Here is a 26,776-nt window from a genome sequence, read left to right on the forward strand (position 1 = left end):
TGCCATCGACCTGCTCGCCTCTCACCAACGCGAGATTCACCGCGCACGCAGAAGCTGTTTCACAGATCGTCCTGATTCGCGCGGACTAGATCACTCGCGGTCGATCTGAGGAAACCCGCCAAGAGCGATACCGCGCGAGTAGATCGCTGAGGCGTGTCGGCCGCGATTGACATGCAAGCGAATACTTGCCTATGGTTGGCAGCGTGGGTGATGTATTCAAGGCGTTGGCGGACCCGACGCGGCGGCTCATTCTGGACGAGCTGGTGGTCAAGGATGGGCAGTCGCTGTTCGAGATCTGTTCGCGACTGGCGACGCGTCACGCCAACATGTCGACCAGACAGGCAATCTCGCAGCATCTAGCTGTGCTGGAGGCCGCTGGTCTCGTCCGCACCCACCGGCAGGGACGGACCAAGATCCACAACCTCGACGTCACACCGCTTCGCGCACTCACCGAGCGTTGGCCCATCGACCCACAGAAGGAGCATCCGCATGCCTAAGATCACCGTCGCCAGCGTCCTCGTCGACGACCAGGCCAAAGCCCTCGCGTTCTACACGGACAAGCTCGGATTCGTCGTGAAGAACGACGTGGACCTCGGTGAGTACCGGTGGCTCACCGTCGTCGGAGAGAACGAGCCTGATGGGGTCGAGCTACTGCTCGAGCCGGACGCGCATCCCGCCGCGAAGCCGTTCAAAGCGGCGCTCGTCGAAGACGGCATCCCCTACACGTCCTTCGCCGTCGACGACGTCCATGCCACGCATGCCGCCCTCGAAGCTTCGGGCGTCGTGTTCGTTCAGGGGCCGACGGTCATGGGCCCCGTCATCACCGCTGTCCTCGATGACACGTGTGGCAATCTGATTCAACTCACCAGCCCCGCGTGAGCTGATCGCGCCGTACATCCCTTCATACCGGAGCCGGATGCCGAGGCGACTGCCCCCCTGCTCCCGTCCGAAGGATCGCGGCCCGCACCCCTCGACGGCATCACGAGACGATCGCGTCGAGTCGTCGGGCACCCCGTCGCCTGCTCAGGTTCGCGGTGGGTTGAACATGAACTCGAACCGAATACCGTTGTCATCCTCAACGAAGGACGCGTAGTAGCCGTCGCTGAACCGTGCGTAAGTTTTCGGGTCACGAACTGCGGTCCAGCCGGCCTTCACCGCGATGGCGTGTAAGCGATCGACCTCGGCGCGGGAATCGATGGCGAAGGCCAGATGCTGCCAACCCACTCGTCCAGTCCGATGCGGCGCGCTCGCCTCGCGAGCCGGGAAGAGAATCAACTCCTCCTCGCCGCGGTACCAAGACACCGAATCGTCCGCGTCCTGGCGTGTACAACCAAGCGCACTCATCACGGGATCGAACTGCGCTACCGATCGCGCCAGATCACTGACAGTGATCCCGATGTGGTCAAAGAGGGGCACGCCCACATCTTGCTGGCACAGTCGTAGAGGGGCAAGCAGAGGGCACCGCGACGGGCTGGCAGGCGGCTTCAGCCTCTGTTCGCGACCTCGAAGCCCAGGACGGATGGGAGGTGTTCATCGATGGATCGGCTGAGACGCCGAGCCACATCCTCAGCCGCGCGATCGACCCGACACCACGCCCGCGGATGGGTCGGCTCGCACGGCAGGGCAGACCCTGACCAAGCGACCCGCGGTAGCGCGGCCCCGCCGCTACGGGCGGATCAGCACCTTCAGTGCTTCGCGGGAGTCCATCAGCCGGTAGGCCTCGGCGATCTCGGACAGCGGGAGCTCGCGATCAAAGACCTTCCCTGGGTTGATGGTTCCGTCCAGCACCTCGGGGAGCGCGGCTTCGATGTAGGCGCGCACGGTGGCGGGTCCCCCGGTGAGGGTGGCGTTCTTGCCGAACAGCGAGCCGAATCCGACCGGCGCGTCCTCGTACTGGGGGACGCCGACGCGGGAGATGGTGCCGCCTGGACGCACGATGCCATACGCCTGCTCGTAGGCCGGCATGTGACCGACCGCCTCGAGTACCACGTGTGCGCCTTCTCCACCGGTGATCTCCATCACTTTCGCAATCCCGTCGTCTCCGCGCTCCGCGACGACGTGGGTGGCACCGAACTCGCGGCCCAGGTCGGTGCGGTCCTGATGCCGACCCATCAGGATGATCGCCTCGGCGCCCAGCTGCTTCGAAGCGAGCACGGCGGACAGCCCGACCGCACCGTCGCCGATGACGACGACCGTCTTCCCCGGCTCAACGCCGCCCTTGTGTGCGGCGTGGTAGCCGGTGAGATAGACGTCCGACAGTGTCAGCAGCGACGGCATGAGGGCTTCATCGGTGCCTTTCGGGATGACGACAGCGGTGCCGTCGGCCTGCGGTATGAGGAGCTTCTCCGCCTGCGTCGCGGACGATGCGCCGTCGAAGAAGCCGCCGTGGGTGCAGGATGTGGTGATCCCGTCGCGGCAGAACGCGCAGGTGTTGTCCGACCACGCGAACGGCACGATCACCGTGTCACCGACCGAGAGGTGGGTGACATCGGCGCCGATCTGCTCGACCACACCGATGGCCTCGTGCCCCATCCGCCGGCCCTCAGGAGTTTCCTCGAGCGAGTGGTAAGGGTGCAGGTCGGATCCGCAGACGCACGCGTAGGTGACGCGGATGATCGCATCCGTCGCCGCCTGAATGGTGGGGTTGGGGACGTCTTCGACGCGCACGTCTCCGGCGTTGTACATCAGGGTGGCTCGCATAGCGGTCCTCTCTATCGGGTGGTGAGTCGTGAAGCCAGCGGATCAGTGGGCGCCGTACTCAGCGTCCGTGACGTGCGGACCCCAGTGGGCACTGTCTTCGCCTTCGGGCGTCTCCCAGAGAGCGAGGTGGGTCATGAAGCTGTCAGGTGCCGCACCGTGCCAGTGCTCTTCCCCGGGGGGCGAGTAGATGGTCTGCCCGGCGTGGGCCTCGATGATGTCGCCGCCGCGGGCCTGCACGAGCGCGGTGCCTTCCATGATGCGGAGGGTCTGCCCGAGCGGGTGGGAATGCCAGGCGGTGCGCGCGCCGGGGCTGAACCGCACGAGGCCGGCGCTGAGCCGCTGCCCGTCGTTCTGCGGGGAGATGACCTGGTCGAGCCAAACGTCGCCGGTGAACCACGCCGGGGGATTCTTCACAGTGGGAGTGGTGGGCAGGAGTTCCATGCGTCGGCCTTTCGGTCAGGGGGTGTCGATGGTGAGGGGGAGCGGGCCCCGATCGCTTCGACGTCGTCGAAGGTGCCGAGCCGCGCGATCCCGTTCCCGCAGCCGATCGGCGGGTAGCGGAATCGGGTCGTCACGTGCTCTAGTCAAGCCGCGTCAGACGGGCTCGGGGAGTCCCTGATGGAGGGTGTACCAGCAAAGCATCCCTCGTCCGCGCAGACGGTTCTACGGTGGGGGCATGGACAACAAGGCGGAGGTGCGCGAGTTCCTCATGACGCGGCGGGCGCGGCTCTCACCTGCCGACGTCGGACTACCCGCAGGTGCAAACCGCCGAGTGCCCGGGCTGCGTCGCGCCGAAGTTGCCATGCTGGCCGATGTCAGCGTGGAGTACTACGCAAAGCTCGAGCGCGGTGACATTGCGGGCGCATCCGCCGGTGTTCTCGATGCCCTCGCCCGTGCGCTGCAGCTCGATGAGACCGAGCGGATGCACCTGCTGGACCTGGCCCGCTCGGCCGACGGCATCCCCACCTCGGGCCGCTCCCGTCGTCGCTCCACCACCCAGCAGGCCGCACGTGCGGGTCTGCAACGGACACTCGACGCGATCACCGGCGGCCCCGCCTTCGTCCGCGACCGGCATCAGAACCTCATCGCCACCAACGCGCTCGGCGCCGCGTTCTATTCGCCCGTGATCGGCACGAGTGGCCGAGCGCCCAACCTGGCTCGTTTCCAATTCCTTGACCCGGCGTCGCGCGATTTCTACCCCGACTGGGAACTGTTCGCCCAGATGTGCGTCGGCATCATGCGCGTCGAAGCAGGACGAGACCCCCACGACCGCACCCTGCAAGACCTGGTCGGGGAACTCATCACCCGAAGCGAAATCTTCGCGCGCCTCTGGTCCGCGCACGACGTGCGAACACACGGGACCGGAACAAAACGCTTCCACCACCCCGTCGTCGGAGAACTCACCCTGCTCTACGAAGAACTCGCCGTCACCGCCGAAGACGGACTCAGCCTCCTCATCTACACCGCGGAACCCGGATCCCCCTCCGCCGAGCGCCTTCAGATCCTCGCGAACTGGACCGGCGATCGGGGTACCGCTGCGGTGCTCGACCCCGCCGACAGCTCCGGCGCCTCCCCGCGAACAAACGGACAACCATGACACTGGCCGACCTCCTCGCCGCGCTCGAAGCGGGCGACACCGTGACAGCCGGCTCCCCCGCACACGCCACCATGATCCAAACCAGCGAAGAAGCGCTCAGGATCTGCGCCGAACTCAATCGCAAGTACGACGGGCCGGAGCGCGTCCGTGAACTGCTGGGACAGCTCACCGGCCAGGCCATCGACGAGTCCGTAACCCTGTTCCCGCCTTTCACATCCGACTTCGGGAAGAACATCACCATCGGCAAACGAGTCTTCATCAACTCCGGATGCCGCTTCCAAGACCAGGGCGGAATCACCATCGGCGACGACTCGCTCATTGGCCACAACGCGGTCATCGCGACACTGCAGCACGACATCGAACCCACGCGCCGGGCGAACGTCATCCCCTTTCCGGTCATCATCGGCCGCAACGTCTGGCTCGGAGCCAACGTCACCGTCCTTCCGGGCGTCACCATCGGCGACGACGCGGTCATCGGTGCCGGATCGGTCGTCACGAAACGCATACCTCCTCGAACCATCGCGGTCGGATCCCCCGCTCGCGTCGTCCGTGCCATCGGCGAGTAGTGCAGGGCGCTGGGGCGACGAGCTCACCGCAATGGCGGTCATCTTCGCTCTCCCGGTCGCGGGGTGAGCGCCCGCCGACCGGTCAGGCGCGCTCGACGGGGAGCCAGAGTTCGCAGGTTGCGGTGCTGAAGTCATCCGATCGGTCGAGGATGCTGACGATCGATGGCCCCGGTCGGAGCCGCCACGGGTTGGACGGGAACCACTCGGTTGCCGTCACGGCCCATGCCGTCTGCAAGGCGCCCGGGTAGTCGCCTTCGGTGCGGAACACTGCCCAGGCGCCGGCCGGAACCTCGATCACGTCGAGGTCGTCGGGTACGTGGGTGCCGTCAGTGACGGCGACGCCGTGGAGGTAGGTCAGCTGCGTGCCCTCGGCGTAGTCGGGGTCGACGTCGGCGCTCACCTGGAGCAGTCCGGGTGGTTCGGTGGCGCTCAGTTCTTTGAGGCGCGTGTGCTCTTCTGCAGGGAGGGAGGCGATGTGTGCCTGGATATGAGGATTGACGCCCTGGTGGATGAGAGGGACCCGAGCGGCGTGTCCGATGAGTCGGAAGTCCGGTCGGTCGGTGATGCGAGCATCCATGGTGATGTTCCCTTCGACGGTCAGGCGGAACCTGATCTGCGGTTGTGTGCGAAGGGGGCCACCGTCTCGACGGACGTCGCCGGGGCTGACGCCGTGCACCGATCGGAACGCGCGACCGAACGCTTCGGTCGACCCGTACCCGTACCGGACCGCGATGCCCAGCAGGTCCTCGCGGCCGAGGACGTCTGCCGCCGCGACGGTCATCCGGCGACGGCGGACGTACTCGGAGAGCGGCATTCCCGCCAGAGACGAGAACATGCGACGCAGGTGGTATTCGGTCGTGCCGAGCCCCGACGCCACGCGTGTCAGATCGAGGTCGTCGGTCAGGTGATCCTCGACCAATGCCACGAGTCTGTTCAATTCAGCGATCACGGTGCCTCCCTTCGACATCCACCCTCCCGGGTCAGCTCGAACGGCACCCTACTATCGCGGACCGATCCGATCGGATCCACGTTCGAGAGCCCGCCGGCAAGCCGGTCGCCCATCGGGCGCGCGGCGTCGTCGAGTCACCGCATGTGTGCCCCGTCGCCGACCTCGTAGGCCTCGCGCAACCAACCGGCGAACTCGTCATCGAGCTCCTCCGCCGAGCTGACGCGGAAATGGTGGACGAAGAGCCGTTTCGTGTACGGAGCAACGGACGTGATGCGGGGATCATGAATCTCGCGCTGCAGATCGAAGTAGCCGCGAAGTCCTGACCGATCAGGACGCGCTCCGGCAAAGCCTCGTCGGGCGCCCTTCAACGTGATGGTCGTCTTGTGGACCGCATATGTGAACGGGCCGGCCTCCTCCACCAGCCGGATGAAGCGGTGATAAAGGTCGACCGCAAAGTCAGGTTGACCGGCCAGGTGGCGCTCCACCGTCCACTCTTCATCGGCTGCATCCGTCATGCCCGTACTGTGCCGCAACGGGATGCGCGAAGGCAACGTTGCCGGGTGAGGGTCCTGCCGAAGCGGACGCGCCGTGGTTGCCGAGCGCCCGGAAGCCGATCCCTGAGCGGGCTGATACCGGCTCGCACTAGCACCTCCCGCGACCGGAAGCCGGTCACGTTGCGCGCGTGAACCGTACCGTGCGGGCAGCGACGGGGAGCGGTCCGTGCTACGCGAACTGTCGCGTAAGTTAGCGATGTGCCAGAAGCCTCGCCGCTCGATGAAGCGCCGCGTCGGACCTCTCGTCGCGAGTGGCGTGCTACACACAAGCCGCCTATCCGGCGCGGAGACCCGATTCTTGACCTGGCGTCGTGGATCCTCCCGTCGGGCATGATTGCGATGTTCATCGCGAGTTGGGGAGGGCGGCGGAGCCCGCACTTATCCCCAGATGTGTCCGCGATTGCCGTCGCAGTGTGTGCCGCGGGCATGGGCGTTGTACTCCTCGCCGTGGCGGTTCGATTGCTCGTGAGGCGAGATCACGCGCCCTTGTCGATCAGCGGAGGAGTCGCGTTAGTTGTCGTGTCCGTGCTTTCGTCTGTGGTCGTGCTGGCCCGAAGCAACGGCGAGATCTCGGGATCGCTCATCGCGATGTTCATCGTCAACCTCGTCTGCCTTGCTCTCGGTGCGCTGGCGCTCGTCGTCTCGTTGTTCCGCTCGCCCCGAACCGAGCCTGCGCAGGACGCGTGAGGCGGGCCAGCCCCACATTTGCGGAATCCCCGTTGTGCAACGCGTCACCTGCTGCCCGCTGAGGATCCTCTTGCGGGCGCTGAACTCGGGACACCTTCGCCGTCGCGCGCCCGTTCCCGCGCGATGTGAGTGGCGTGGTCCCGCACGTTCGCAGGAACAACGAAGGGAGAAGCACGGCGAGCCACGCGGAACCCGTCAGCGCGGCGATCCTCGGTTGCGCGTAACCGAAGTAGAGGGGTAGCTCCGTGAGCGCAACCGTGACCGGAAAGACGATGATCGCGACGACCGCTGCCCATGTCGGCAGCGGTTGAATGAGCAGTGCGTTGGCGGTAAGAGGGTCAGTGAAGAACACTGGCGCCAGCAGGATGCTGCCAGCTACGGCGAGTGTGCCACCGATGACTGCAACAACGAGGGCCCAGAGCAGGTCCTTGCCGGCGCCCGGGCGGACGAAACGATAGAAGCCCGTCCAGGCGAACCCCTCCACCTTCCCTCGCCACCGCAGGAAGATGAAGGTGACGCCGCTGGTCGCTGCCGCGGTGAAGGGCCACAATGCCGCGGATGCGGGCCACGGTTGCGCTGCGCCCGAGGCCGCGACCAGTAGCGCGACAATCGCTTGGAACACGGCGAAGAGGACGAGCCGCATGAGAAGCGATACGGCCAGGATGCCGATGCCGTAGCGGCGAGATGTGGTCGACGCTCGGATGGACACGACACCTCACGATCCGCAGACCTCATGCCCACGACCCAAGGCTCGCGGACCGGGGCAATATGAAGGGACGTTGGTCCCGCTCACGGGCGCCGGTGCCCGAACCCCGCGCCCCGACCGCGCTTGAGCGAATGCTGAGGTCCTCTCTGGGCTAGTCAAGCCCTCCCGCCTCTCGACCGTTCGGTAATCGATGAGCGTTCGACGCTGAACAACTCGCCCCTCTAATGGAGGGGCGCGGCGCCGGTCGGCGCGGGGTCTGCGATGCTGTCAGCGATGACCGCGACATCCTTGATGCGCGATCCGAACAGGTCCCAAATCGTTCCGAAAGCCAGTACGACTTCGACTCGAAGACCGTTGCGATCGAGTATGCCGAGCATCGGGCCCCCTCCCAGCCATGGCAACGCGCGCAGGACCTCCACTTTGGCGATCGAATCACGGCGAAGCGTCAGCGCAGGACCGTCCGGATCAGTCTCCGACCACAGAGCGATGTCCGTGCTCGATACGGTCAACCACCCCTTACCGAATTTCGTGTGCGTCGCCCAATCGGGTACCCCATCACGAACAAGGACACTCGCCCCGCGCACCGTCGCACAGGTAACTCTGCCATGCGTCGCAGCGCGATTCGCGCGAGCCCGCGTTCGGCTGATCGGGTAGGCGATCACGACGGCGACGACAAGGGGAAACACGAGAGCCGTCGCCCACCACATCACGTAGTCAGTGGTATCGAATACTCGCACCTGCGGTCCCCAGATCAGCGCGCTGGCAGCGATGCACTCGACTATCACGAGCGTAAAGATCAAGAAGCCGCCGCGAAGTCTCAATTCCGGCGAGACCATGACCCGCCATGTCTGACGTGTATCTACCATGCATGTATCCTCCCGGGGATCCCCGTAAGTCTGGACATTGGCGCAGTACCCTGCCTCCTGCGGGGATCGCGCCGCGCGAGGCTCACTGTGCCGAAGAGTCGAGTGCCCTGAGGTAGCGGTCGGTCATACGGCTCTGCACCCGCCGGGCCACCGGACCACCCAGCCGAGTGAACCAACGGGCGGACACAGAGAATGCGACGATCCTGAAGATCACTTCGCCGGATGGCGTGAGGTGGAGCTCGAAGCGCTCTTCACCACGCTCAGGGTGGCCCGGCAGGGTGCCGTACGCGAAGCCGCAATAGGCGGGAGTCCTCTCTGCCCAGACCACAACACAGGGAATCTTGAAGGTGAGCGGCCCGAGACGCAGTCGCATCTGCACCTGCGTGCCCTTCCGCAACGGCACCTCAGACAGCCGAACGATTGCGCCAGCGCGACGTTGCACGGCTCCCGAGAAGAGATCGTCCGCGGCTCGCTCGAACTCTTCCCAGCCATGGCCGACGACGCGTTCCACCCGCAGATGGTGATACCCCGCAGGTAGCTCACCGCCGGTGGCGCCGACCTCCGGGTACGTCACCTCGAGCATCGGTCCAGGCTAGGCCCGATCTCTGTCAGTCCGCGGTCAACGCCGACTCTCCGTTCGCCGCCGCCTCGATCCAGTCAACCGCCTCGTCTGAGAGGAAGAAGCCCGCGGGGCCGGCCTCGCCGACCCACCATGAATTCGACATCAGGGATCCGCCAGCGGCCATGATCTTGTCCAGCACTTCGGGCGGAACCGACTCGCCGTTGTGTGCGACGAGCCACGCCTGTACCTCGGGGTCCAGCTTCGACCACCACTCGATGATCTGCATGTCGCCACCATGTCACGGAGGTCGGCCGCCCGGAAGCCCCTCCCCACCGCCTAGCTCGACAGCAGCGCTTGCGTCCCGAGCAGCGTGGGCACGCTGATTCCCGCCGTGACAGCTAGCCAGAACGCCGCTCCTGCCCAATCCCGCCGGATAGTCAGGTACATCGCGGTGTACGCAGTGACGCCGGCCGTCGCCCAGCTGGCTACAAGGAGCCCGGTGATTGCGCCGGTCTGAAGTCCGGGCATTCCCGTCAGCGCACCGATGAAGACCGTGAACCCAAAGAAGCACCAACCGATGATCAGCAGGATCCAGAGTAGGAAGAGAAGGTCCTCAAGCAACGATCCAGGTGCCCTCCGCGCCCGGTCTGTCCGCAACGCGGCGGGGATGGTGACCTCCTCCGGGATCCTGCTCAGCCGGCGGATCGTGTCGTCGTCGGCCTTGATGCCCGCGATCATCGCCGCGTAAGCGCGGAGTCTTTGTTGCGCGGTTCGCCGGGCAGGCCGATCGCGTAGCGGCCGGCTTGGTCTAGATGCCCTGCTTGGCGGTAGATGCTGACGAGTGCTTCCCGGGTGCCCTCATCGTTGGGATCCTCCTCGAGACGAGCTTTCAGAGGAAGCGTCGTCGAACGCAGATCGACGCGCTCGAAGCGCGGTGTCTGGTGTCCCGGTTCCACGCTGCAATTATGCGGCTTCACTACCGCCGACCATGGCAGAGCCGTGGCGGCGTGAGGTGCTGAACAAGATCCGGGGGCGCCGGCCTAGTTCTACACTCGCGACGTTGCGGGATAGCTTTCCAGCAAAGCGTGCAAGTGTCCGACTTCACCCGGGTAATGGAGGACGGCATGGGATCTGCGGGCAGCACACGGAGGTTGTCCGGTCTGTTGTCCGTGTGGTGTCGCTGTTGAGCGAGTCAGGCATCGTCCGTGACGCCCAAGTAGGTTTCTGACATGGCCACCTGGCAAGAAGGACGTTTCATCACTGACTGGGCCGATCGGACAGAAGTCGCCAGATTGCTGTACCCCGCGGTCTGGTGGTCGCTGCTGATTGCATGTGCAGCGATCGGAATCGCCTCGGCCGTGTCAGTGCTCTGGTTCGGGGTTTCCGGCGTTCTCTGGGGAGGCGCGGCCACGATGGCGCTGGTCGTTGTCCTCTGCATCCGCGGGCTAGTGAGGCTCAACAGGACGCGACAGGGATCCTGATCGCGCGGCGACCCCTCGACCAAACGGTATCCCCCGCAAGGGTAGTCATATAGAGATCGGATCCGCCGCGCGGCCGCTCAACACGTCATCGAAATCGCTTCGGAACGCCCTCAACGTCGACGCCTAGTTCGTCGGAGCGAGTTGCGCGATGATGGCTCCGTGGGGGCGAGGTTTAGGGTTGCGTCCGATTCGGGTGTGAGTCTCGATGACCTCGAAGCCCGCTGCGCGCAACTCGTTCGACAGCGCTTCAGCAGACCAGCGGTAGGCGGTAACCACCGCATGATCGAATGGCTCCACCTGGGCACCGATGAAGAATCCCACCAGGACTGAGCCATTGGGACGCATGACGCGAGCGAACCCCTCAAGCGCGGTGCGAACTGTGCTCGGTTCGTGGTGGATCAGTGAATACCAAGCGAGGATCCCGCCAACGCTGCCGCTGGAATCACGCAGCCTATCTAAGCTGCCCAGCTCGAAGGATATGTGGGGATAGGTTCTACGGGCGTGGTCCACGAACTCCGGCACCTGGTCCACGCCGCGAATGTCGTGGCCATGCTCCGCGAGGTACGCGGACCAGTGCCCGGGGCCGCAGCCCGCATCCACGATCGGGCCGTCGACCTGCGCGGCCCAGGATTTGATCAGTGCACGGTCGGACGGGTGAAGTGAATCCACCGACCCGAGTTGTTCCACATAGTCCGCCGCTCGCGCCGAGTACGCAGATTCCACATCCGAAGACACGAACAGAAGCCTAGAAGCGAAGACGCTTAGCACCCTTCGACCGAACCGACGTCGGTCGATGACGCCCGTAGGACGGTGGCTGACCGCAGCAACCTCCGTGCGAGATCCCGCTCGCGCCCATCCAGACGACGCCGAACACTCTCGAACCGCGAATACCCCGCCCGCGATATAGCCCGGTGACGGGCCGACCTGCGGCAGAGAGCTCCGAAGGGCTCCTACGCCCCGTCATCGACATCGCCCCAGGCGGCGATGTCGACACCGTGGTTTTCCGGCGACGCGAACGTCCACCACTGGGGTGCGTGCGAGGCATCCGCCAGCCGGCCCCCTGCTCGGAGAACTGCGGCTACGTGCTCGTCCGCACGGTCGTTCGGTACGGCCACGTCGATGTGGGTGCGCCCGCGCCCCGGCGTAGAGATCTCGTCGAACCACATCCGCGGTCCGCGGCGGAGCGGATCGACGACGAAACCGCCGAGCGATTCATATCCCAGCGCCGCGACCCAGAAATCGCGTGTGCTCGTGCCCTCCGCTTCGGCGATGGCGATCTGAATCGTGTGCAGCTGCGACGGGTCGGGCGTGAGGCCGAGCTCTGCGGCGATGGCCGAGACGCGCTGAACGAGTTCGACATCGAGTGCGTCGAGTCGGCCCCGGGGCGTCGACGCGGTGCGGACGACCACGGCTTCCGGCCGCAGGTCGATGTCGGGCTCGCGACCCACAGCGACCGTGTCCAGCGCGATGCGGCGGATGAACTCGACTCCCGTCGCGAACGAGCCCGTCGGGTAAACCGTCTGCGCGCCCCCGTACAGGACGTGCCAGCCGGCTGTTCCCTGTTCGTCGTGGAACTGCTTGGCGCTCACCGATTCGGCCATGATCTCTCCCGTTCACCCGCTGAGATGCGTGTCGCCACAGTAGTGAGCGGTTACGACATCCTCGTCTCGTCGATGTCGTCGACGGAGAACGCGACGCGGTGCATGTGCGGGCCGGTACCGCATTGCCGACGTCGACCGGCCCGCGGACGCGGCAGAGCGGGCAGAGTAGCCCCATGACATTCACGGGCTTCGGGGCAGAGGCGAGCGGGTTCTTGGCGGCACTGGCGCAGGACAACTCCCGAGCGTTCTTCGACGCGCATCGCTCGCAGTATGAGAGGGTCATCCGCCAGCCGATGGAAGACCTGCTCGGCGAGGCAGAGGCCACGTATGGCTCTGGCCGAGTGATGCGCCCGAACCGAGACGTGCGGTTCAGCACCGACAAGTCGCCCTACCGCACGGACGCCGGCCTCTGGGCAGGCTCGGTCGGCGGCGTCTACCTCAGCCTCACCGCCGAGCACCTCGAGGTCGGCGGCGGCCTTTACGAGCCGAGCCGTGACCAGCTGGCGCGCGCTCGGACCGCCATCGACTCCGCTCCGACCGCCGCCGCCCGGCTTGCACAGATCGTCGCCACTCTCGTGGCCGAGGGTTTCGAGATGGCCGGCCCCTCTTTGCGGACCGCCCCGCGGGGGTACGACCGCGAGCATCCCCACATCGAACTGCTCCGCCTGAAGCACTACGCCGCGCTCACGACGCTCCCCGTCGACGCGGCACCGGAAGAGATCAGGCACTCCTGGGAGACCGTCGAACCCCTCATCGAGTGGGCGGGCACGTTCGTCGGGGCGGCGCAATCGTGGCCGCAACTGGTCTGGCACTGCGCGAAACGGGAAGCATCTCGGCAAGCGCTGACGGCAACCCCTTCAGCTGGGCCGCCCCCTCCGCGTAGCCTCGTCTCGTGACGCACCAGCTCACCCGCGACGAGGCACGCCGCATCATCGTGCGCGCCCAGCTGCTGGATGCCGACCGGCCCGGTGATGTCGTCGAGGTGGCCGAGCAGATCTGCTGGATCAAGATCGACCCCACCGCGACGATCGCTCCGTGCGAAGACACCGAGCTCTGGTCACGGATCGGCTGGTCATACGAACCAGGGCAGCTGAAGAAGGCCGTCGAGATCGACCGGCTCCTGTTCGAGTTCGACGGCGCGTTCCGCCCGATCAGCCTGCTTCCGCTCATGCTGCCGAAGATGCGCACGTGGCCGACCCGCGAGAGCACGAAGCAGTGGCTCGAGGCGAACGACGCGTTCCGGTCGGATGTCATCGCGCGGCTCCGCGCCGAGGGGCCACTCCTCACGAGCGACATCCCCGATACCGCACAGGTCAGCCGCGCGCCCGACGGCTGGAGCGGATCGAACCAGGTGCCGATCATGCTCGACTTCCTCGTGCGGCAGGGCGTGGTCGCGGTCGCCGGGCGGCACGGTCGACACAAACGATGGGATCTCGCCGAACGGGTCTACCCGCAGAACCTGCCCGAATACGACGCCGACGAAGCGGCGCATCTGCTCGAGGAGCGGTGGTTGCGAGCATCCGGACTCGCCCGCCCGCACTGGTACTGGAGCGGCGTCGGCAAGACCTCGGGCGAAGCGGCCGTCGTAGAGGGCAGCAAGAACACCTTCCGCGTCGACCCCGAGGCGATCGCCGCCCTCGAACAGGACGACGGCGGCCGCGTCGCCTTCCTCAGCCCGTACGACGGCATGCTCTTCGACCGCAAACGGCTCGAGGAGGTCTTCGAGTTCACCTACGTGCTCGAGCAGTTCAAGAAGAAAGCCGATCGCGTGTACGGGTTCTTCGCGCACCCGATCCTCATCGGCGATCGATTCGTCGGGATGCTCGATGCCGAGGTCGACCGCGAGCGCGGCGAGCTGCGCGTCAATGCCGTGCACGAGTTCATGCCCCTCGAACCCGAAGAGGACGAGATGGTGCGCGCCGAGATCGCCGAACTCGCGGACTGGCTCGGAGTCGGGCTGGCAGAACCGCGCTGAGCGCCGGCGAGCGCGGCCCGCGGTGATCGGAGAGCGAGCGCCAGGGAGCGTATCGAGATCCGAACCTCCGAGCAGCCCCCGCTCGCATTTCCAGGATATCGCCCGACCCCCGTCTTGCGGCAAGGCCCCCTTCGGGGCGCAGAATGATCGGCCGTGCCTGCTTTCACTCTTCCCGAACGCCTGTCCGCCAAAGCCGATCCCGCTCTCATCGCCGACGACGAGGCGCACTTCGCCGCGATCGCCGCGACCCTCGACGAATCGATCACCGCGCTCACCGAACGCCTCGACCGCGTGCGTCGGCAGCCCGCTCGCGACGGCCAGGAGGCTCTCGATCGAGACCTCGAGGTGCACCGGCTGACCTCACGGCTCGGCGTGCTGCGCCGCTTCGGCCTCGACCTCTGCCTGGGCCGCATGGTCGGCGACGACGGTCAGGCGGTGTACGTCGGCCGGCTCGGGCTCAGTGACAGTGCGGGCACGCGCCTCCTCGTCGACTGGCGCTCGCCCGCGGCCGAGCCGTTCTTCGGCGCGACCCACGCGCGGCCGATGGGCCTCGTGAGCCGCCGCAGATACCGCTGGACGGGCGGGCGCATCGTCGACTACTGGGACGAGGTGTTCACCGACGAGGGCCTGGCTCATGCCGCGGCGCTCGACGACCAATCGGCGTTCATCGCGAGCCTCGGCCGCACGCGGTCGCCCCAGATGCACGACGTGCTCGGCACCATTCAGGCGGATCAGGATGCGATCATCCGCGCCGGTTCCCGCGGTGCCCTCGTCGTGGACGGCGGACCGGGTACGGGCAAGACCGTCGTCGCCCTGCATCGCACTGCCTATCTCCTCTATGCCGATCCTCGGCTGAACCGCGGCCACGGCGGTGTGCTGTTCGTCGGACCGCACGAGCCCTACCTCGCCTACGTCGACGACGTCCTCCCCCGTCTGGGCGAAGACGGCGTGCGCATCTGCACACTCCGCGATCTCGTTCCGGAAGGCCGCACGGCCGGACTCGAGACCGATCCCGAGGTCGCGCGGCTGAAGGCGTCCGCCCGGCTCGTGGACGCCGTCGAGAGCGCCGCGCGACTCTACGAGCAACCGCCGACCGATGATCTGGTGGTCGAGACGCCGTGGATCGATCTGCGGCTGGGCGCCGACGACTGGGCCGAGGCGTTCACGTCGGCCGAGCCAGGCGCCTCGCACGACGACGCGCGCGAACAGGTGTGGCAGACGCTGATCGAGATCCTGACGGATTCCGCCGACGGAGCGGTCCCGGCATCCCTCCTGCACCGCGCGTTCGCGCAGAACGAAGAGCTGCGAGCCGCGTTCGCCCGTGCGTGGCCGCTGCTGGATCCGCTCGGGCTCGTCGCGCAGCTGTGGAGTTCGCCCTCGTTCCTGCGGCGTGCCGCGCCGTGGCTGAGCGACGCCGAGGTCCTGGCGCTCCAGCGCGACGAGCCGCGGGCGTGGACGACCGCCGACCTGCCCTTTCTGGATGCCGCGCGCCGGCGCATCGGCGACCCCACGGCGTCGATGGAACGGCGCCGGCGCAAGGCCGAACTCGCCGCCGAGCGCGAAGAGATGTCGCACGTCGTCGACGACCTCATCGCCGCGGACGACTCCGAGATGTTGGTCATGTCGATGCTCCGCGGCCAGGATTTCCAGAACTCGCTCGCCGGCGCATCGGGCGTGCGCGACGAGCGACCCGACACGCTCGAGGGGCCGTTCGCGCACATCGTCGTCGACGAGGCGCAAGAGCTCACCGACGCTGAGTGGCGGATGCTGGTGGCCCGCGCCCCTTCGCGGAGCTTCACGATCGTCGGCGACCGCGCACAGGCACGGCACGGCTTCGCCGAGTCGTGGCAGGAGCGTCTGCACCGGGTGGGGCTCGACCGGGTCGAGATCGCGTCGCTGACCGTCAACTACCGCACGCCGAAGGAGGTGATGGGTGCGGCCGAGCCCGTCATCCGGGCGGCACTCCCCGACGCGAACGTGCCGACCTCCATCCGCGAGAGCGGCATCCCGGTGCGGTACGCGACTCGGCGCGACCTCGACATGACCCTCTCCGAATGGCTCGAAGCCCACGCCGAGGGCGTCGCGTGCGTGATCGGCGACCCGTCCTTCGTGGGCTCGCCGCGCGTGCGCTCGCTGACTCCCGAGCTCGCGAAGGGGCTCGAGTTCGATCTCGTCGTGCTCGTCGAACCCGACGCGTTCGGGTCGGGCATCGAGGGCGCGGTCGACCGCTACGTGGCCATGACGCGCGCGACGCAGCAACTCGTGGTGCTCACGGCTTAGGGTCGGTGGGTGGATGCGATCCTCCCCTGGTTGACGACGGCGCTCGCCGTCGTGATCCTCGCGACGATCGCGACGACCGTGCTCGGAGCCGCGCGTGTGCCCGGCCCGTGGTCGATCGTGACCGCGATCGCCCGCGCTGTCGTGCAGCTGGGGCTGCTGAGCCTCGTGCTCGCCGGCATCATCCAGGATCCGCTGTGGGTCGCCGTGGGGCTGACGGTCATGCTCGTCGCTGCGATCTGGACGGCGGCGCGCCGCTCGCGCACCGGCATCCGCGGTATCGGGCCGCTCACCGCATCCATGACTCTCGGTCTGCTCGCGGTGATGGCGGTCGTGTTCGCGACCGGCGCGGTCGACTTCTCCCCGCGCTACGCGCTCGCGATCGGCGGGATCATCATCGGCAACACGATGACGGTCGCCGTGGTCACCGAACGCCTGTACCGGCAGTCGGTGTACGACCACTGGGACGAAGTAGAGGGGTGGCTCGCGGTCGGTGCGTCGCCGTGGGAGTCCACGCGTGAGCTCGCCCGCCGCTCGATCCGCGTCGCGCTCCTCCCCTCGATCGATCAGACACGCACGACCGGGATCGTCGTCCTCCCCGGTGCATTCGTCGGCGCCATCTTCGCGGGCGCCTCGCCGTTCGAGGCCGGAAGGTTCCAGCTCGTCGTGCTCGCCGGCATCCTCGCTGCGGGCTCGCTCACCGCGGTGACCCTGCTGCGCCTCACCGGCGGCATCGCGCTCAAACCCGTCGACCCCGCGCAGAGCTGACCTCGCGGGGGCACCGGCTCGCCGGAGTTTGCCAGGTCGGCCGCGTAGCGTCGGGGGCGACCACATGATGCCTGGCTCGCCCGAGCGGCGAGACTCGACGAAGGATGGCCACGTGCACGCGCTCCCCCTTTCCGCCGCATCCGACCCCTCGTCGCTCGGCGGGATCGTCGGCTTCGCGGCCGGCCTGATCGACGCGATCGGCGAATGGGGCGTGGGCCTCTTCACCTTCATCGAGACGGTGTTCCCGCCGATCCCGAGCGAAGTGATCCTGCCGATGGCGGGCTACCTGACGCAGAACGGATCGATGAGCATCCCGCTCGTGATCATCACGAGCACCCTCGGCGCATACGTCGGAGCACTCCTGCTCTACACGCTCGGCGCGCTCGTCGGCCAGGAGCGCACGATAACGTGGCTCGCCAAGCTGCCCCTCGTGGATCGCGAAGACTTCGAGCGGGCAGCCGGGTGGTTCGCCCGCCACGGCAGGTCGGCGGTGTTCTTCGGGCGGCTGATCCCCGGGGTGCGGAGCCTCATCTCGTTGCCGGCGGGGGCGTCACGGATGCCGCTTCTGACGTTCTCGCTCTTCACGATCGCCGGAAGCGCCATCTGGAACGGACTGCTCATCGGGCTCGGCGCGGCCCTCGGCACGCAGTACGAACTGATCGACGAGTACTCGCACTACCTCAACTACGCGGTGTACGCGGCGATCGCCGGGTTCGCGATCTGGGTGGTCGTGCGGGCTGTGCGCCGGAGGCGGCGCGCACAGCAGAAAGGGACGGACATCACGAGGGCCTGACTCCTGTGATGCCCGTCCCGAAGCTGTGGGGGCGGCGTGTGCGAGGAACACCATTCCGTACCCGGTACGTCATCCTCGAATAGCCCGAGTCTAACATACTGGTATACCATGCGCAAGCACTTTCCGCTTTGTGGAGTGTGTGCAACCGAGGCCCGCGCCCTCACCGCCAAACGTCGTGGCATCGACCGAGGAGATCTGCACTTCTCCGGAGTGATTCGCCCGGATAGATCCTCCGAAGTGCAGGTCTCCGAAGTTGGAGACACGGGTGAAGCACAGAAGAGGGAGTGGAGCAGAGAGAGCGCCTAGCTGAGGATCGTGCCCGTCAGCTGCGAGAGCGGCTCGGCGAGCGCGTTGATCAGGTCGATCAGCTCCCGCTTGTCGGCATCGGTGAGCTCGCGATAATTCACGAACCCGCTCGCGAGCGAACCGTGCGCGGCGAGGGCAGCCTCGAGATCGGCGAACCCGGTCTCGATCTCGGCCGTCAGTTTCGTGCCGGTCTCGCCCTTCGAGTCCGCGAAGTCGCGGACGAGCGTGAACGCCATCTTGGCGCCCTCGACGTTCGCGGCGAAGTCGTTGAGGTCGGTGCCCGACCACCAGTCTTCTTCACCGGTGATCTTGCCGGTGGCAACCTCGTCGAGCAGGCTGATACCGCCGTTCGAGATGCCGGCGATGCCCTGGTCGTCGAGCGTGGTGAGGAAGTCGTCGGAGTGCACGTAGTCGTAGAGCGACTGGATGTCGGTGCGCAGCTGCTTCGCGAACGCGGCCCGCTGCTCTGTCGTCGAGGGCTGCCAGTTCTGCCAGGCAGGGGTGACACCGTCGGAGTTGAGCGCGTCGGCGGCGGGAACCCACAGGTCCTTCTCGATGCGGTGGAAGCCCGTCCAGTCCATGCCCTCGGCCACAGCGTCCACTTCGCGGTAGTCGATCTTCGGGTCGAGGTCGCCGAGCGCCTCGGCGACGGGCTCGATGCGCTCGTAGGAGGCGCGCACCGTGGAGAACTGCTGCCGGGCGGCCGCGTCGTCACCGGTCTCGTACGCCGTCGCGAACGTGTCGACCGCGGGCACGAGCTGGCCGACCTGGTCTTTCACGAACGCCGCGTAAAGGGTGACGGCCTGCTGCTTCTGCTCGGCGTCGTCACCGGTCGCGGCGACCGCGTCACCGGTGACCGAGAACGCGGCACGCCCGACGCCGTCGCCGACCATGCCCGGCTTGCACACGGTGAAGTACTCGCCCGGCTGCGCGGTGAGAGACAGGGTTCGGGATGCTCCGGGAGCGACGTTCTCGACCTCACCGGCGATCTGCAACCCGTCTTCTGCGAGCAGGTAGAACTCGGTGATCTCCGAGCCGTTGTTCGTGACGTTGAAGGCGATGTTGCCGCTGGCGGCAGTGGCGGCCGAGACCTCGCACGTCGAATCGGTCGAGGTCACGTTCAGGGTGGCGGATGCCGATTCCGCCGTCTTCGCGACACATCCGGCGAGTGCGAGAGAGGCGAGGGACACGGCGGCGAGCGCGGCGAGAGGGCGTCGGAGAGTCATCGGGCTTCCTGGGTGGTGGGGGCGAGGAGAGCGGTGGCGCCGCGCGGCGCCTCCGCGTCGGTGGTCGGTGCGGGCGCTGGGCGGGCGGGACGGGTTCCGCGACGCAGACCCCGGATGAAGAACGTGCCGACGATGCCGATGTAGAGCACCCAGGCCACGACCTGGAGCCACGACATCTGGGGCATGAAGCCGACCGTGGCCTGCAGGACGGCGGCGATCGGGCTTCCGGGCGGGATCATGGCGCTGAGGTCGAACGCCCAGCCGAGGGGGAACGCCCCCCACCCGGTCGCGACGGCGCCGGTGACGAGGTCGACGGGGGCGCCGGCCGTGAACGGGCCGGGAACGACACCGGCCTCCTGCAGATCCTTGATCGCATAGGCGAGCACACCCGCCGCGGCGACCACGAGGATCGCGCCTGTCCAGGCGAAGAAGCGCCGCAGGTCGAGCCGCAGCAGCCCGCGGGTCAGCAGCCAGCCGACCACGACAGCGCTCAGCAGCCCGAGGAGTGCGCCGATGAGGGCAGACGGCGCATCGCCGAAGGACTGCACCATCGACCACAGCAGCAGGGTGGTCTCGATGCCCTCGCGACTCACCGAGACGAATCCGATCAGCACGATCGCCCACATGCCGCCGACCGCCAGGGCACGATCCACGTGTCCCTCGAGGGTGGCTTTCATCGTGCGAGCCGTGCGCTGCATCCAGAAGACCATCCAGGTCACCATCGCGACCGCGACGAGCGAGAGCAGACCGCCGATGATCTCCTGCGCCTGGAACGTCAGCGCATACGCGCCGAACGTGAGCACGGCTCCGATGCCGAGCGCGAGGACGATCGCGAGCGCGACGCCGATCCAGAGCCTGGGCAGCACGTCGCGCCTGCCCATCCGGGAGAGGTAGGCGACCAGCATCCCGACGACGAGTGCCGCTTCGAGGCCTTCGCGCAGGCCGATGAGGAAGGTGGCGAGCACGGGCGACCTCACGTTTCAGGACGGGTTAGGAGGGGAAGGATGCCGGTCAGGTTAGGCAACCCTCACAAAGGGTACCCGAAGTTGCGGGAATCGCCAGTCCCGAGTCGGCGAGACCCCTGTCGATCGCTGCGCCGTTCACGCTCTGTTCGCCTTCGCCCTGTACTCTGAGCGGCCACACCGAGCGCTCGTCCAGCCGGTGATTCCGGGAAGTGAAGAGGTTCCATCCATGGCGAACACCACGAGAACCGCGATGGCGCAGTCGATCGCGCTGCTGTCGCGCTGATCCGCGTGCAGTCCTACCTCGACCACTCGTCCGCAGCACCCGCACCGCGGACGCTGATCGACATCCTCCGCGAGACCGCGCGACGTCACCCCGAGGCCTCGGCGATCGAGGACGGCGCCGGGGCGCTCAGCTACGCCGAGCTGCTCGCACAGGTCTTGCGCACAGCCGCGCGACTGCACGAGCAGGGCGTCCGCCGCGGCGATCGCGTCGGCGTGCGCATGGCATCGGGCGACCGGGCGCTGTACCTCTCGATCCTCGGCATCATGGCCGCCGGCGCCGCATACGTGCCGGTCGACGCCGACGACCCCGACGAGCGCGCCGACCTGGTCTTCGGCGAAGCGCATGTGCGAGGTGTGATCACCGGACCCGGAACCTACGTACCGCGCGGGGAGCAGCATCCCGCGATTGCTCCTGCCGGTGACGGGCTCTTCGCGGGCGACGACCCGCATCCGAGTTCGAGCGCCCTGCACACCGTGCCCGAGCCCACGATCGCCGACGACGCGTGGATCATCTTCACCTCCGGCTCGACCGGGGTACCCAAGGGCGTCGCCGTGTCGCACCGGTCGGCGGCGGCGTTCGTGGATGCCGAGGCCCGCCTCTTCCTCGCACAGGCCCCGCTCGCTCCCGGTGACCGCGTACTGGCCGGCCTGTCCGTCGCCTTCGACGCGTCGTGCGAAGAGATGTGGCTCGCGTGGCGCCACGGCGCATGCCTCGTTCCCGCGCCGCGCGCGCTCGTGCGCTCCGGCGAGGACCTCGGTCCGTGGCTCGTCGGTCACGGCATCACCGTGGTCTCGACCGTGCCCACCCTCGCCGCCCTCTGGCCGCAGGACGCGATCGAGAACGTGCGCCTGCTGATCTTCGGCGGCGAGGCGTGCCCGCCCGAACTCGTAGCCCGGCTCGTGGGCGAGGGCCGCGAGCTGTGGAACACGTACGGCCCCACCGAAGCGACGGTCGTCGCGTGCGCCTCGCTCATGGACGGGGAGGGCCCCGTGCGGATCGGCCTGCCGCTGGACGGCTGGGCCCTCGCCGTCGTCGACGGCGAGGGCAACCCGGTCGCCGACGGCGAGGTGGGCGAACTCATCATCGGCGGCGTGGGGCTGGCCCGCTATCTCGACCCCGCCAAGGACGCGGAGAAGTACGCCCCCATGCCGACACTCGGCTGGGAGCGCGCCTACCGCTCCGGCGATCTCGTGCGCGCCGACCCCGCGGGGCTGCTGTTCCAGGGCCGTGCCGACGACCAGGTCAAGGTCGGCGGCCGGCGCATCGAACTCGGCGAGGTCGAGGCGGCGCTTCAGTCGCTCAGCGCGGTGTCGGCTGCGACCGTCGTCGTGCAGCGCTCCGAGGGCGGCGTCGCACTCCTCGTGGGCTATGTCGTGCCGACCGAGGGCTTCGACCGGCAGGTCGCGCGGGCAGAGCTCTCCGAGACGCTGCCGGCTCCCCTCATCCCCCTTCTCGCCGTCATGGACGAGCTGCCCGTCCGCACGTCCGGCAAGGTCGACAAGGCCGCACTGCCCTGGCCGCTCACCGACACGGATGCCGGTGACTCGACGCTGACCGGAACCGCGGCGTGGCTCGCCGAACAGTGGGTGGCGGTGCTCGGCATCCGCCCCGCCGACGAGGACGCCGACTTCTTCCAGCTCGGCGGTGGATCCCTCGCCGCAGCCCAGCTCGTCTCGCGAATCCGCACGCGCGCGCCCGAATTCACGATGGCCGACGTGTACGACCTCCCGCGGCTGCGCCGGATGGCCGACGCCGTCGAGGCCGAGTCCGCCGACCCCGACCACGCACCCGCGACCTTCAGCACGCCGGAGCCCACGCCCCGGGTCATGCAGTGGGTGCAGAGCATCGCCGGCATCCCCCTTTTCATCCTCACCGGCCTCCGCTGGACGATGTGGCTGCTGACGGCGAGCTGGATCCTGAACCTCTTCCCCGGCTTCGGATTCCTCCCGACGGCGCCGTGGTGGGTGATCGTGATCGGCCTCGTCGTATTCGTCACGCCCTTCGGCCGCATGGCGGTCTCGGCGGCGCTGAGCCGGCTGCTGCTGGTCGGGCTCACCCCCGGCGACTACCCGCGCGGTGGCGCCGTGCACCTCCGGCTCTGGCTCGCCGAGCAGATCGCGCATCAGATCGACCCGGTCGGGCTCGCCGGCGCCCCGTGGGTGAGCTACTACGCCCGGGCCCTCGGGGCAAAGATCGGACCGAACGTCGACCTGCACGCCCTGCCGCCCGTGACCGGGATGCTGGAGATCGCCGAAGGCGCGTCGATCGAGCCCGAGGTCGATCTGTCGGGCTACTGGATCGACGGCGACACCGTGCGCATCGGCGGCATCCGCATCGGGGCGGGCGCGTCGATCGGCGCCCGCAGCACACTCGCCCCGGGGACGAAGATCGGGCGGAACGCGGAGGTCGCCCCCGGCTCGGCGGTCTTCGGTCGCGTCCGGGCTGGGCAGCGCTGGGCCGGTTCGCCCGCCGCCCGGGTCGGCGGCACGTCGAGTCCGCTCGCGCCCGAACGCCCGCCCGCGCCGAAGCGCTGGCTCTGGGCGTACGCCGCATCGTCGATCGTCCTCGGGCTCCTCCCCTTCCTCTCGTTCGCGGTGGGCGGGATCGTGATCGCGCAGGCGATCGCCGGATCGACCTCGATCGCCGGGGCCTTCCTCCCCGCGCTCGTCTGGCTCGTTCCGGCGACGCTCGCGACCGGACTCACTTTCGCGGGTGCCGTTTTCGTGCTGGTCCGGCTGCTCTCGCTCGGGCTCGCGGAGGGCGTGCATCCGGTGCGCAGCCGCATCGCGTGGCAGGCGTGGTCGATCGAGCGCCTGCTCGATTCGGCCCGCACGGTGCTCTTCCCGATCTACTCGAGTCTCTTCACCCCCGTGTGGCTGCGCATGCTCGGCGCGAAGATCGGGCATGACGTCGAGGCATCCACTGTCCTGCTCCTCCCCTCGCTCACGACGATCGACGACGGTGCGTTCCTCGCCGACGACACGATGGTCGCCACCTACGAGCTGAAGGGCGGATGGATGCGCATCGCCGAGGCGCGCATCGGCAAGCGCGCCTTCCTCGGCAATTCGGGAATGGCCGGCCCCGGTCACCGCGTGCCGCGCGACGGCCTTGTCGCAGTACTCTCGGTCGCCCCCGAGAAATCCAAACCCGGTTCGTCGTGGCTCGGCTCGCCCGCCGTGCGCCTGCGCCGCGTCGTGAACGATTCCGACCTCGAACGCACATACAAACCGCGTCGGTCGCTGCGCGTCGCCCGCGCACTGTGGGAGATCTGCCGCATCGTCCCGGTGTTCGTCACGTGCGGCCTGGGGGTGGCGGTCATCTTCACGCTCGCCGCGATGATCGAGGCATGGGGACTTGCGATCGCGGTCGTGCTGTCGGGTGTAGTGATGCTGCTCGCCGGGGCCCTCGCGGCGCTGATCACGACGGCGGCCAAATGGATCATCGTCGGGCCGATCCGCCCGGGCGAGCACCCGCTGTGGTCGAGTTTCGTGTGGCGTACAGAGGTATCGGACACTTTCACCGAGATGCTCGCCGCACCCTGGTTCGCCAACGCCGCCCAGGGCACGCCCGCGCTCGCGATCTGGCTGCGAACGCTCGGAGCGAAGATCGGCAGGGGGGTCTGGACCGACAGCTATTGGCTCCCCGAACCGGACCTGGTGAGCCTCGGCGATGGAGCGACGGTGAACCGCGGATGCGTCGTTCAGACGCATCTGTTCCATGATCGTGTGATGAGCATCGACAGCGTGACCCTCGAAGCGGGCTCAACACTGGGGCCGCACAGCGTGATCCTCCCCGCGGCGACGATCGGCGCCGACGCGACAGTCGGCCCCGCATCGCTCGTGATGCGCGGTGAATCCGTGCCGGTCGGCACCCGGTGGAGCGGTAATCCGATCGGACCCTGGCGAGCGGTGAAGGTGCGCTCGTACCAGTCGGCCGACGTATGAGTGGCGACCCGTACACACCGCAGAGCGGCGACCTCCACCTCCGCATCGAGCACTACGACCTGACGCTCGACTACCGGGTGGGGACGAACCGGCTGAGCGGCACCGCCGTGCTGCGCGGACACGTCATCGAGCCTGCCCGGTCGATCGTGCTGGACCTCGTCGGCGTGCGCGCCACGCGCGTGCGGGTGGCAGGCGACAAGTCGGCGAGCTTCCGGCAGACCGATCGCAAGCTGTGGATCACCCCGACCCGTGCGCTCGGCGGTGGCGAGGAGTTCACCGTCACGGTGACCTACGCCGGTGCGCCGCGTCCGCGTCGGTCACGGTGGGGAACCATCGGGTGGGAAGAACTCACCGACGGCGCGATCGTCGCGGCCCAGCCGACCGGGGCGCCCACGTGGTTCCCCTGCAACGATCACCCCTCCGATAAGGCCGCCTACCGGCTGTCGTTCACCACGGATGCGGGGTACACCGTGGTGGCCGGCCGGCGGACCGGCCAGGTGACCCGAGGTGGACGTACGACCTGGACGTTCGAGAGCGACACGCCCACGGCGACGTACCTCGCCACCGTCCAGGTCGGCAGGTACACGACCGACGCGATCCTGCTCGGCGAGACGAAGGGCGAACTGCATTACCCGCGCTCTCTCGGGGCGCGCGTGCACGCGGACTTCGCCGACCTGCCACGCATGATGGCGGTCTTCACCGACGCGTTCGGACCGTACCCGATGGAGGAGTACGCGGTGGTCGTGACCGCCGACGACCTCGAGATCCCGCTCGAGGCACAGGGCATCGGCATCTTCGGCGCGAACCACATCGACGGTGTCGGCGGAGTCGAGCGGCTCATCGCGCACGAACTCGCCCACCAGTGGTTCGGCAACAGCGTGGGGCTTGCACGGTGGAGCGACATCTGGCTCAACGAGGGCTTCGCCTGCTACGCGGAGTGGATCTGGTCGGAGCGCTCCGGGGGCCCGACCGCGCATGAGAAGGCCCTCTCGCACCACGCCCGCCTCGCAGCTCTGCCGCAGGACCTGCTGCTGGGCGACCCGGGGCCGGATCTGATGTTCGACGACCGCGTCTACAAGCGGGGTGCACTGACCCTGCACGCGCTGCGCCTCACCGTCGGCGACGACGCCTTCTTCGACGTGCTGCGCGCGTGGACGCAGACGTACGGATCGGCGACCGCGACCCGCGAGGACTTCGTCGCTCTCGCCGAGCAGGTCAGCGGCGCTCCTCTGGCCGGACTCTTCCACGTCTGGCTGGATACGCGCCCGCTGCCGCCGCTCCCTCCGCTCCCCGGGGCACGACGGCGACGCTGAGCAGATGGCCCTCCGGGGCGGGGGCAGGGGCTGCCTCGATGAGATCCGCGCGCCCCGGCACCCGCACGAGAACCGCGGCTTCGCCGAGGACGGATGCTGCCGCCCCGCCCGCACCGGCAGTCCCGGCGAGCGCCAGCACGACCTCGCCCGGCGGCACGCGCAGGCCGCGGCCGTCGGCTTTGAGCGCCGCCTCGATCAGGGTCCACTCGCGCAGGTCGGGCGGCGGCCGCGGAGCGAACAGCGGTGCGAGATCGACCATCGGTCCCCCTGGCCCCGGGTGGACGGCTTCGATGTCGACACCGAGGGATGCCGCATCCCGATCGTGCACCACCGCGACCGCGACGAGCGACCCCGCGTAGCTCACGCTCACCCACACGGGCAGCCCGAGAGCGATCGGTCGTCCGTGGTAATCGGCACCGCACCGCGGACACTCGTTCGAGAACGCCACCGCAGCGCCCTTCACAGCCGAGGCGCCGCCGACAGCCTCAGCGCCGCCCACAGCCTCAGCGACGAGCTGCGCGAGCAGCCCGCGTCCGGTCTCCCGCGGCGTCGATGATTCGGCCCAGGCCACCCGCACGGCCCCCACCCGCCCGCGCCCGAATTCCCTCACGTCGGCAGACTACGCGGATCCGCCCCGCGAGCCGCGGCCCCGGAACC

Annotated in this window: 27 protein-coding genes; 11 read left to right on the forward strand and 16 right to left on the reverse strand. The window is 68.0% G+C overall.

Annotation, left to right across the window (positions count from 1 at the left end; all coding sequences use genetic code 11):
• The first annotated feature begins 203 nt into the window (after positions 1-203).
• Together F6B43_RS11010 and F6B43_RS11015 are read left to right on the forward strand one after the other, a co-directional pair.
• Positions 204-497, forward strand: coding sequence for an ArsR/SmtB family transcription factor (locus F6B43_RS11010; RefSeq protein ID WP_211368113.1), 294 nt, complete (start codon positions 204-206; stop codon positions 495-497).
• Positions 490-879 (forward strand): VOC family protein, encoded by a 390-nt coding sequence (locus F6B43_RS11015; protein WP_150448977.1) that lies wholly within the window; start codon positions 490-492, stop codon positions 877-879. Before F6B43_RS11010 ends, F6B43_RS11015 begins: the two co-directional genes overlap by 8 nt.
• A gap of 144 nt (positions 880-1,023) precedes the next feature.
• Here the strand turns inward: F6B43_RS11015 and F6B43_RS11020 are convergent, their stop codons facing one another.
• The 3 genes from F6B43_RS11020 to F6B43_RS11030 form a co-directional block, all read right to left on the reverse strand.
• Positions 1,024-1,416 carry a VOC family protein gene (locus F6B43_RS11020; RefSeq protein WP_150448978.1) on the reverse strand — a complete coding sequence of 131 codons (393 nt, stop codon included), beginning with the start codon at positions 1,414-1,416 and terminating at the stop codon, positions 1,024-1,026.
• Positions 1,417-1,665: 249 nt separating this feature from the next.
• Positions 1,666-2,700, reverse strand: coding sequence for a zinc-binding dehydrogenase (locus F6B43_RS11025; protein ID WP_211368114.1), 1,035 nt, complete (start codon positions 2,698-2,700; stop codon positions 1,666-1,668).
• Positions 2,701-2,742: 42 nt separating this feature from the next.
• Positions 2,743-3,141 (reverse strand): (R)-mandelonitrile lyase, encoded by a 399-nt coding sequence (locus F6B43_RS11030; RefSeq protein WP_150448979.1) that lies wholly within the window; start codon positions 3,139-3,141, stop codon positions 2,743-2,745.
• Positions 3,142-3,376: 235 nt separating this feature from the next.
• On the opposite strand from F6B43_RS11030, the gene F6B43_RS11035 reads away from it, so the two are divergent.
• Together F6B43_RS11035 and F6B43_RS11040 are read left to right on the forward strand one after the other, a co-directional pair.
• Positions 3,377-4,297 carry a helix-turn-helix transcriptional regulator gene (locus tag F6B43_RS11035; protein WP_150448980.1) on the forward strand — a complete coding sequence of 307 codons (921 nt, stop codon included), beginning with the start codon at positions 3,377-3,379 and terminating at the stop codon, positions 4,295-4,297.
• Positions 4,294-4,863 carry a sugar O-acetyltransferase gene (locus F6B43_RS11040; RefSeq protein WP_150448981.1) on the forward strand — a complete coding sequence of 190 codons (570 nt, stop codon included), beginning with the start codon at positions 4,294-4,296 and terminating at the stop codon, positions 4,861-4,863. Before F6B43_RS11035 ends, F6B43_RS11040 begins: the two co-directional genes overlap by 4 nt.
• An 82-nt stretch (positions 4,864-4,945) precedes the next feature.
• On the opposite strand, the gene F6B43_RS11045 is transcribed toward F6B43_RS11040, so the two are convergent.
• The 10 genes from F6B43_RS11045 to F6B43_RS11090 form a co-directional block, all read right to left on the reverse strand.
• Positions 4,946-5,812, reverse strand: coding sequence for an AraC family transcriptional regulator (locus tag F6B43_RS11045; RefSeq protein ID WP_170285627.1), 867 nt, complete (start codon positions 5,810-5,812; stop codon positions 4,946-4,948).
• Positions 5,813-5,946: 134 nt separating this feature from the next.
• A complete protein-coding gene (locus F6B43_RS11050; protein ID WP_150448983.1) occupies positions 5,947-6,327 on the reverse strand; it encodes a DUF5655 domain-containing protein in 381 nt (126 codons plus the stop codon).
• 637 nt (positions 6,328-6,964) lie between these two features.
• On the reverse strand, positions 6,965-7,762 hold the full coding sequence (locus F6B43_RS11055; RefSeq protein ID WP_150448984.1) for a hypothetical protein: 798 nt from the start codon (positions 7,760-7,762) through the stop codon (positions 6,965-6,967).
• A gap of 218 nt (positions 7,763-7,980) precedes the next feature.
• Positions 7,981-8,625: a hypothetical protein gene (locus F6B43_RS11060; protein ID WP_150448985.1), complete on the reverse strand. Its 645-nt coding sequence runs from the start codon at positions 8,623-8,625 to the stop codon at positions 7,981-7,983.
• Between the two features lie 82 nt (positions 8,626-8,707).
• Positions 8,708-9,208, reverse strand: coding sequence for a DUF1990 domain-containing protein (locus F6B43_RS11065; RefSeq protein ID WP_150448986.1), 501 nt, complete (start codon positions 9,206-9,208; stop codon positions 8,708-8,710).
• A gap of 25 nt (positions 9,209-9,233) precedes the next feature.
• Positions 9,234-9,473: a hypothetical protein gene (locus F6B43_RS11070; RefSeq protein ID WP_150448987.1), complete on the reverse strand. Its 240-nt coding sequence runs from the start codon at positions 9,471-9,473 to the stop codon at positions 9,234-9,236.
• 50 nt (positions 9,474-9,523) lie between these two features.
• Positions 9,524-9,925, reverse strand: a complete 402-nt coding sequence (locus F6B43_RS11075) for a hypothetical protein (protein WP_150448988.1) — start codon at positions 9,923-9,925, stop codon at positions 9,524-9,526.
• The gene (locus tag F6B43_RS11080; protein WP_150448989.1) at positions 9,922-10,143 is read right to left on the reverse strand and encodes a hypothetical protein; all 222 of its coding nucleotides are present in this window, start codon (positions 10,141-10,143) and stop codon (positions 9,922-9,924) included. The genes F6B43_RS11075 and F6B43_RS11080 overlap by 4 nt, the downstream gene beginning before the upstream one ends.
• 648 nt (positions 10,144-10,791) lie before the next feature.
• Positions 10,792-11,403 carry a class I SAM-dependent methyltransferase gene (locus F6B43_RS11085; protein WP_211368115.1) on the reverse strand — a complete coding sequence of 204 codons (612 nt, stop codon included), beginning with the start codon at positions 11,401-11,403 and terminating at the stop codon, positions 10,792-10,794.
• Positions 11,404-11,618: 215 nt separating this feature from the next.
• Positions 11,619-12,269 (reverse strand): VOC family protein, encoded by a 651-nt coding sequence (locus tag F6B43_RS11090; RefSeq protein ID WP_150448991.1) that lies wholly within the window; start codon positions 12,267-12,269, stop codon positions 11,619-11,621.
• A 173-nt stretch (positions 12,270-12,442) separates the two neighbouring features.
• Between F6B43_RS11090 and F6B43_RS11095 the strand changes: the two genes are divergently transcribed.
• The 5 genes from F6B43_RS11095 (at position 12,443) to F6B43_RS11115 (ending at position 18,082) form a co-directional block, all read left to right on the forward strand.
• Positions 12,443-13,165, forward strand: coding sequence for a DUF2461 domain-containing protein (locus tag F6B43_RS11095; protein WP_150448992.1), 723 nt, complete (start codon positions 12,443-12,445; stop codon positions 13,163-13,165).
• Entirely contained in the window at positions 13,162-14,244 is a 1,083-nt protein-coding gene (locus tag F6B43_RS11100) for a DNA glycosylase AlkZ-like family protein (RefSeq protein ID WP_150448993.1), read from the forward strand. The genes F6B43_RS11095 and F6B43_RS11100 overlap by 4 nt, the downstream gene beginning before the upstream one ends.
• Before the next feature lie 153 nt (positions 14,245-14,397).
• Positions 14,398-16,524, forward strand: coding sequence for an RNA polymerase recycling motor ATPase HelR (helR, locus tag F6B43_RS11105; RefSeq protein WP_150448994.1), 2,127 nt, complete (start codon positions 14,398-14,400; stop codon positions 16,522-16,524).
• A gap of 9 nt (positions 16,525-16,533) precedes the next feature.
• Positions 16,534-17,289, forward strand: coding sequence for an ABC transporter permease (locus tag F6B43_RS11110; RefSeq protein WP_150448995.1), 756 nt, complete (start codon positions 16,534-16,536; stop codon positions 17,287-17,289).
• A gap of 112 nt (positions 17,290-17,401) precedes the next feature.
• Entirely contained in the window at positions 17,402-18,082 is a 681-nt protein-coding gene (locus F6B43_RS11115; RefSeq protein WP_246159911.1) for a DedA family protein, read from the forward strand.
• Positions 18,083-18,384: 302 nt separating this feature from the next.
• Here F6B43_RS11115 and efeO read toward each other — a convergent pair whose 3' ends face one another.
• Both efeO and efeU read right to left on the reverse strand, forming a co-directional pair.
• Positions 18,385-19,614: an iron uptake system protein EfeO gene (gene efeO / locus F6B43_RS11120; protein ID WP_150448997.1), complete on the reverse strand. Its 1,230-nt coding sequence runs from the start codon at positions 19,612-19,614 to the stop codon at positions 18,385-18,387.
• Complete coding sequence (gene efeU, locus F6B43_RS11125; RefSeq protein ID WP_150448998.1) at positions 19,611-20,579, reverse strand: iron uptake transporter permease EfeU; 969 nt, start codon at positions 20,577-20,579, stop codon at positions 19,611-19,613. Before efeU ends, efeO begins: the two co-directional genes overlap by 4 nt.
• A 288-nt stretch (positions 20,580-20,867) precedes the next feature.
• Between efeU and F6B43_RS11130 the strand changes: the two genes are divergently transcribed.
• Positions 20,868-24,806, forward strand: a complete 3,939-nt coding sequence (locus tag F6B43_RS11130; RefSeq protein WP_246159912.1) for a Pls/PosA family non-ribosomal peptide synthetase — start codon at positions 20,868-20,870, stop codon at positions 24,804-24,806.
• On the forward strand, positions 24,803-26,119 hold the full coding sequence (locus F6B43_RS11135; RefSeq protein ID WP_150449000.1) for a M1 family metallopeptidase: 1,317 nt from the start codon (positions 24,803-24,805) through the stop codon (positions 26,117-26,119). The genes F6B43_RS11130 and F6B43_RS11135 overlap by 4 nt, the downstream gene beginning before the upstream one ends.
• Here F6B43_RS11135 and F6B43_RS11140 read toward each other — a convergent pair.
• A complete protein-coding gene (locus F6B43_RS11140) occupies positions 26,022-26,729 on the reverse strand; it encodes a 4'-phosphopantetheinyl transferase family protein (RefSeq protein ID WP_150449001.1) in 708 nt (235 codons plus the stop codon). The genes F6B43_RS11135 and F6B43_RS11140 overlap by 98 nt on opposite strands.
• Positions 26,730-26,776 lie beyond the last annotated feature (47 nt).

Origin of the sequence: Microbacterium rhizomatis (genome assembly GCF_008710745.1) — a bacterium.
In the GTDB taxonomy this organism is placed as follows: Bacteria; Actinomycetota; Actinomycetes; order Actinomycetales; family Microbacteriaceae; genus Microbacterium; species Microbacterium rhizomatis.

Excerpts from the sequence above, each read along its gene's own strand:
- F6B43_RS11075 (WP_150448988.1), bottom strand. The coding sequence starts at position 9,925 with ATGATCGCGGGCATCAAGGCCGACGACGACACGATCCGCCGGCTGAGC.
- F6B43_RS11025 (WP_211368114.1), bottom strand. The coding sequence starts at position 2,700 with ATGCGAGCCACCCTGATGTACAACGCCGGAGACGTGCGCGTCGAAGAC.
- F6B43_RS11050 (WP_150448983.1), bottom strand. The coding sequence starts at position 6,327 with ATGACGGATGCAGCCGATGAAGAGTGGACGGTGGAGCGCCACCTGGCC.
- F6B43_RS11035 (WP_150448980.1), top strand. The coding sequence starts at position 3,377 with ATGGACAACAAGGCGGAGGTGCGCGAGTTCCTCATGACGCGGCGGGCG.
- F6B43_RS11065 (WP_150448986.1), bottom strand. The coding sequence starts at position 9,208 with ATGCTCGAGGTGACGTACCCGGAGGTCGGCGCCACCGGCGGTGAGCTA.
- F6B43_RS11135 (WP_150449000.1), top strand. The coding sequence starts at position 24,803 with ATGAGTGGCGACCCGTACACACCGCAGAGCGGCGACCTCCACCTCCGC.
- F6B43_RS11090 (WP_150448991.1), bottom strand. The coding sequence starts at position 12,269 with ATGGCCGAATCGGTGAGCGCCAAGCAGTTCCACGACGAACAGGGAACA.
- efeO (WP_150448997.1), bottom strand. The coding sequence starts at position 19,614 with ATGACTCTCCGACGCCCTCTCGCCGCGCTCGCCGCCGTGTCCCTCGCC.
- F6B43_RS11060 (WP_150448985.1), bottom strand. The coding sequence starts at position 8,625 with ATGGTAGATACACGTCAGACATGGCGGGTCATGGTCTCGCCGGAATTG.
- F6B43_RS11040 (WP_150448981.1), top strand. The coding sequence starts at position 4,294 with ATGACACTGGCCGACCTCCTCGCCGCGCTCGAAGCGGGCGACACCGTG.
- F6B43_RS11015 (WP_150448977.1), top strand. The coding sequence starts at position 490 with ATGCCTAAGATCACCGTCGCCAGCGTCCTCGTCGACGACCAGGCCAAA.
- F6B43_RS11095 (WP_150448992.1), top strand. The coding sequence starts at position 12,443 with ATGACATTCACGGGCTTCGGGGCAGAGGCGAGCGGGTTCTTGGCGGCA.
- F6B43_RS11070 (WP_150448987.1), bottom strand. The coding sequence starts at position 9,473 with ATGCAGATCATCGAGTGGTGGTCGAAGCTGGACCCCGAGGTACAGGCG.
- F6B43_RS11030 (WP_150448979.1), bottom strand. The coding sequence starts at position 3,141 with ATGGAACTCCTGCCCACCACTCCCACTGTGAAGAATCCCCCGGCGTGG.